4 protein-coding genes are annotated in these 5,582 nt (G+C 75.8%); 3 read left to right on the plus strand and 1 reads right to left on the minus strand.

The window, feature by feature from the left end; genetic code table 11:
- Window positions 1-94 precede the first annotated feature (94 nt).
- Entirely contained in the window at window positions 95-1,162 is a 1,068-nt protein-coding gene (gene ligD / locus GA0115240_RS25610) for a non-homologous end-joining DNA ligase (protein WP_370673373.1), read from the plus strand.
- 153 nt (window positions 1,163-1,315) lie between these two features.
- On the plus strand, window positions 1,316-2,878 hold the full coding sequence (locus tag GA0115240_RS25615) for a flavin-containing monooxygenase (RefSeq protein WP_218087439.1): 1,563 nt from the start codon (window positions 1,316-1,318) through the stop codon (window positions 2,876-2,878).
- 7 nt (window positions 2,879-2,885) lie between these two features.
- Here GA0115240_RS25615 and GA0115240_RS25620 read toward each other — a convergent pair whose 3' ends face one another.
- A complete protein-coding gene (locus GA0115240_RS25620) occupies window positions 2,886-3,638 on the minus strand; it encodes a spermidine synthase (protein WP_093740100.1) in 753 nt (250 codons plus the stop codon).
- Window positions 3,639-4,247: 609 nt separating this feature from the next.
- On the opposite strand from GA0115240_RS25620, the gene GA0115240_RS25625 reads away from it, so the two are divergent.
- Window positions 4,248-4,979: a hypothetical protein gene (locus GA0115240_RS25625; RefSeq protein WP_093740102.1), complete on the plus strand. Its 732-nt coding sequence runs from the start codon at window positions 4,248-4,250 to the stop codon at window positions 4,977-4,979.
- Window positions 4,980-5,582: the final 603 nt, after the last annotated feature.

Raw genomic sequence — 5,582 nt, forward strand, 5'->3', positions numbered from 1 at the left:
GCGGTGGGACCGGGCGCGGGAAGGCCGCGCGGTGAGCCCCCCGAAGACCCGCCCGGCCAGCCCGGCCGCGCCTGCGGCGGCGGACAGCGACGAGCTGCCCGCCGCCCTCGCCCGCCTTCCCGCGGCGCAGCGGGCCCGGCTGCGACCCGCGCCCGATGACCGCTCGCTGCTGGTGGACCGGCCGATGCTGGCCACCCTCAGCGACCGCCGTGCCTTCGACGAGCGCTGGATCTTCGAGCGGAAACTCGACGGTGTCCGCGCCCTGGGCATCGGTGAGGCCGGCGGGGTGCGGCTGCTGTCCCGTACCGGCCGGGCCATGGACCGCACCTACCCCGAAGTGGTGGACGCGCTGGCCGCGCAGGACTGCCGAGACGTGGTGGTGGACGGCGAGATCGTCGCCCTGCGCGACGGCCGCACCGACTTCTCGCTGCTCCAGCAGCGCTTGGGCCTGACCGAAGCGCGGGCGGTGGCCGCGAGCCCCGTCGAGGTCTTCTACTACGTCTTCGACCTGCTCGGCCTGGACGGCTGGTCCACCGCCGGCCTGCCGCAGCGCACCCGCAAGACACTGCTCCGCGACACGCTGAACTTCCACGGCCCGCTGCGCTACACCCCGCACCGCAACTACGGCGGCGACCAACTCCTCGACGAGGCATGCGCCAAGGGCTGGGAGGGGCTGATCGCCAAACGCGCCGACGCGCCCTACCAGGCGCGTCGGTCCGGCGACTGGCTGAAGCTCAAGTGCGCGGCGGGGCAGGAGTTCGTGATCGGCGGCTTCACCGAGCCGTCCGGCAGCCGGATCGGCTTCGGCGCGCTGCTGATCGGCTACTACGACGCCCGAGAGCAGGGCGGCGGGCCCGGCACGGGCGGGGGCGGAGGCGGGGACGGACGGCCGCTCCGCTACGCGGGCAAGGTCGGCACCGGGTACGACCAGCGGACCCTGCGGGCGCTGCGGGAACGGCTCGACACGCTGCGGCAACCCGGCTCCCCCTTCGCCGACCCGGTCCGGGAACGGACCGCGCACTGGGTCGGCCCGGAACTGGTCGCCCAGGTCGGCTTCAGCGAGTGGACCCGGGACGGGATGCTGCGGCACCCGCGCTTCCTGGGGCTGCGGGACGACAAGCGGCCGCAGGAGGTCGTACGCGAACTGCCGCGGCCGGGCTGAGCTCCGGGCGGCGGGGCCGGGGCCGGGCCGGCGGGCCGCGGGGCCGTTCCGGCGGCGGGCGGTGCCGCCGGGGCCGAACCTGTTGCACCGCCCCCGCGCCGGTGCCATCCTCACGCTTGCCGTCAACGCGCCGACAGCTGCCGAGGGAGCACCGTGACCGCCGCCGCCGATCACCCGCCGCCCGCCGCCGAGCCGGGGCGGCGGCGCGCACCGGACCACGTGGACGTGCTGATCGTCGGCGCCGGCCTGTCCGGGATCGGTGCCGCCTGCCACCTCCGGCGCGAGGCCCCGGGCAGTTCGTACGCGATCGTGGAGGCGCGCGGCGCCAGCGGCGGGACCTGGGACCTGTTCCGCTACCCCGGGGTGCGCTCGGACTCCGACATGTTCACCCTCGGCTACGCCTTCCGCCCCTGGCGGCACACCTCCTCGATCGCCGCCGGCGAGCAGATCCTGCGCTACGTGCGGGAGACCGCGGCGGAGTACGGCGTGGACGAGCACATCACCTACCACTCCCGGGTGTTACGCGCCGACTGGTCCACCGAGGACGCCCGCTGGACGGTGACGGTCGAAGACACCGGCTCGGGCGAACTCAGCACGCACACCTGCGGTTTCCTCTACGCCTGCACGGGCTACTACCGCTACGACCAGGGCTACACGCCGAACTGGCCCGGCCGTTCGGACTTCGCCGGCCCCGTGGTGCATCCGCAGGAGTGGCCCGGGGATCTCGACGTGGCCGGGCGGCGGGTCGTCGTCATCGGCAGCGGCGCCACGGCCGTCACCCTGGTGCCGGCGCTGGCCGCCGCGGGGGCGCGGGTCACCATGCTGCAGCGCTCGCCGTCGTTCGTGATGGCGCTGCCCGCCCGCGACCGCCTCGCGGGCGCACTGCACAAGGTGCTGCCCGCCCGCCGGGCGTACGCGGTGGTGCGCTGGAAGAACATCCGGCTGGCAACCGCGTTCTACCGGCTGTGCCGCAAGTACCCGGACCGGATGCGGGCGTTGCTCCGCCGTGGCGCGGTCCGGCGGTTGCCGGCCGGCTACGACGTGGACACCCACTTCAACCCGGCCTACCAGCCGTGGGACCAGCGGTTGTGCGTGGTGCCGGACGGCGACTTCTTCGCGGCGATCCGGTCCGGCGCGGCCGAGGTCGTCACGGACCGGATCGAGAGCTTCACCCGGACCGGGCTGCGGCTCGGCTCCGGCGGCCATCTCGACGCCGACGTGGTCGTCACCGCCACCGGACTGAACCTTCTGCCGCTGGGCGGCGTCGAGTTGAGCCTGGACGGCTCCCCGGTGCCGCTCCAGGAGCGGGTCGCCTTCAAGGCGATGATGCTCGACGGCATCCCCAACCTCGCCTTCGCCCTGGGCTACACCAACGCCTCCTGGACGCTCAAGGCGGACCTCGTCGCCGCCTACGTGGCCCGGCTGATCGCCGCCATGCGGCGGCACGGCCACGCGGTCGTCACCCCGCGGCTGCCGGCCGAGCCGATGAACACCGGTCCCTACATCGAGATGACCTCCGGCTACTTCCAACGCTCGCTGGCGATCCTGCCGTTGCAGGGCGACCGGGCGCCGTGGCGGCTGCGCCAGCACTATGTGAGGGACGCGCGGCTGTTCCGGGACCCGCTCGGCGACCGGGAGTTGGAGTTCCGGCCGGCGCCGGCCCGGCAGCGCGACACCGCCCGGCACGCGGGCACTCGTACCGGGCCGTCGCAGTAGTCGCCCGTCAGCGCGCTGCCGGGTCGGCTCTTGCCACCCCCAGATAAACGGTGTTGGTGGCGGTGCCGCCCTGCAGCGGATTGTCGAAGGCGACGACGCGGGCCTCCGGTTCGGCGAAGACCTCGGCGAGGACAGCGGTGAACTCCTCGTCCGGCGGATCGTTCGACCAGAGGGCGAACACGCCGCCGGGGTGCAGGCGATCGGCCAGCGTCCGCAGCCCCTCGGGCCGGTAGAGGGCGGCGTGGCGCGGGTGCAGCACGTGCCGCGGCGAGTGGTCGACGTCCAGCAGGATCGCGTGGAAGCGGCGGCCCGGCGCCTGCGGGTCCAGGCCGTGGGCGTCGCCGACCATCGCGAAGAAGTCGCCCTGGACGAAGCGGCAGCGGGGATCCGACGCCAGCCCGGCACCCAGCGGCACCAGCCCGCGCTCGTGCCAGCCGATCACCTCACCCAGCGCGTCCACCACGACCAGGGAGCGCACCCGGGGATCGTCGAGCGCGGCCCGGGCGGTGTAGCCCAGACCGAGGCCGCCGACCGCGACGTCCAGGCCGGGGACGGCCGGGTCGACCGGCTCTGGCAGTTTCGCCAGCCCGAGTTCGGTGAGGGCGATCTCGCCGGCCGTAAAAAGGCTGGACATCAAGAACTCGTCGCCGAGCTTGACCTCGTACACATCGTCCCCCGACGCCGGATCACGCCGACGCCGCAAGCTGATGTCGCCCATGGGCGTGGGGCGCCAGTCGATCTCCTCGAAACGCGCGCTCATCCGTTCACCCTTCCGACGCCACTGCTGCCGACGAGTTCTACGCCCACCCCACCCCTCCCAGCAAACCGCCCCACCCGACCCAGCCACGCCCCGAGGGGAGCGCGGGGAACCGCCCGCCCAGCCACGACCCGGGCACCCGACTGCCCACCCGGCCCAGCCACGGCCCGAAGGGGCGCGAGGAACTGCGCGCCCAGCCACCACCCCGCACACCCGGCCGCCCACCCGGCCCAGCCACGACCCCAAAGGGGCGCGGGGAACTGCGCGACCAGCCACCACGAACCGCACCCTGGAGGCACGCCCAGCCCCCGACCCCCAACCGCTCAACGATCCCGCAGGTGAGGCACGCCCCGAAGGGGCGCGGGGAACTGCGCGCTCAACCACCCCCAACCGCACCCTGCCCCCAAGGCGGCCCCCCGGCCATGCGCCCCCCTCCCGGGTGGCGGGCCCCCCGCCGAAACGGCTGGGCGCCGGCTCGCCCTAGGCCGGGGGGGCGGCGGGCCCGACGCGGCCGTCCGCCCCCGAGGGGCGCAACGACCCCGGGCCCACCGAGGATCGGGCTGAGTACCCGTACTCATGTGCTGATGCACGTCCGCGTCCAAACTCGCGTTCATGGACGCCCGCCCGCTGCGCTGCCCCGACTGCGGTACGCCCCTCGCCGCCGCAGGACCTGACCGCTGCCCCCGCTGCCGGCTGCCCCTCACCGGCCCGGATGTCGCCGAACTCCGGCGTGTGCTCGACACGCTCACCGACCTCAGTCTGCGGCGGGCCGCGCTGCTCCGGCAGCGAAGCGTCCTGCTCGCCGGGCTGCGCGCGCAACGACCGGGCCCGGTGGCCCGCACGAGCGCCGGGCCGTACGGGCCGTACGGGCCGCCGTCACGCCAGCAGGCGGCGCCGTCGGTGCAGACCGTGCTGCTGGTGCTCGGCGGCTCGCTGCTCACCATCGCCGGGCTGGTCTTCACCCTCGTGAACTGGGGCCGTCTCGGGCTCGGGGGCCGCGCCGCCGTCCTCGCGGTGCTCACCGTGCTCGCCCTGACCGCGTACGTTCCGCTGCGCCGCCGCGCGCTCACCGCCACCGCCGAGACGGCGTCCGCCGTGGGCCTCGCGCTGGTGCTGCTCGACTGCTTCGCGGCCCGCGCCTGCGGCCTCGGCGACCTCCGGCACGTGGGCGGCGTCCCCTACTGGGCCGGGGCGACCGGGCTGGTCGCGGTGGGGGCGGCGGCCTACGCGTGGGGCATCCGGTCGGCCGTCGTACCGGTCGCCGCGCTGCTGCTCCTCCAGTGCACCGCGCCCCTCGCCGCCCTTGCCGCGGGGACCGGCCGGCGGGTTGGGCCGCCGCGCTGATCGGCTGCGCCGGCTTCGACCTGGCCGCGGCGCTCGCTCTGCGCGCCCGTCTCGCCGGGCGGGTCGGGGACCGCCCGGCCGCCGCGATGTCCGGGCTCGGCCGTACGGCGGCGACCGGCTGGGCGGTGACTCGGCGGGGTGGTGGCCGCGGTGGACGCGGTCCAGGCCGGCGGTTACGGGCCCGCGCTGCGCTGCTGCGTGCCCCTCGCGCTGCTGGTCCTGCTGGGCGCGGCCGCCGCGGGCCGCAAGGAGTTGCGGTACGGAAGCCGGCTGGCCGCCGCCGCCCTGGCCGGGCTCGCCCTGGTCACGGCGGTCGCCGCGCCGCCGCGCACGGCTCTGCCCGGTTCCTGGCGGGTCCTCGCCTTCGCCCCTGCCCGCCACCGTCCTTGCCCTCGTCGCCCTCGCGCGCTTCGTCCGGGCGGCGCTGGGCGGCGCCGCACCGGACGCCCGGGCCCGGTGGGCGGGACTTGCCGCCTCCGGTGCCGCTGTCCTGGCCGGGGCGGGCCTGACCGTGCTCCCGGAGCTGCTGCGCGCGCTCGCCGAACCCCTCACCCGGGCCGGTGGGGCGCCTTTCCCGGCGGACTGGCGGGTCGCCCCGGGCGC

The sequence above is a fragment of the Streptomyces sp. DvalAA-14 genome, from assembly GCF_900091855.1.
GTDB lineage: Bacteria > Actinomycetota > Actinomycetes > Streptomycetales > Streptomycetaceae > Actinacidiphila.

Coding starts and splice junctions, on each gene's coding strand:
- GA0115240_RS25620 (WP_093740100.1), bottom strand. CDS start 3,638: ATGAGCGCGCGTTTCGAGGAGATCGACTGGCGCCCCACGCCCATGGGC.
- GA0115240_RS25625 (WP_093740102.1), top strand. CDS start 4,248: ATGGACGCCCGCCCGCTGCGCTGCCCCGACTGCGGTACGCCCCTCGCC.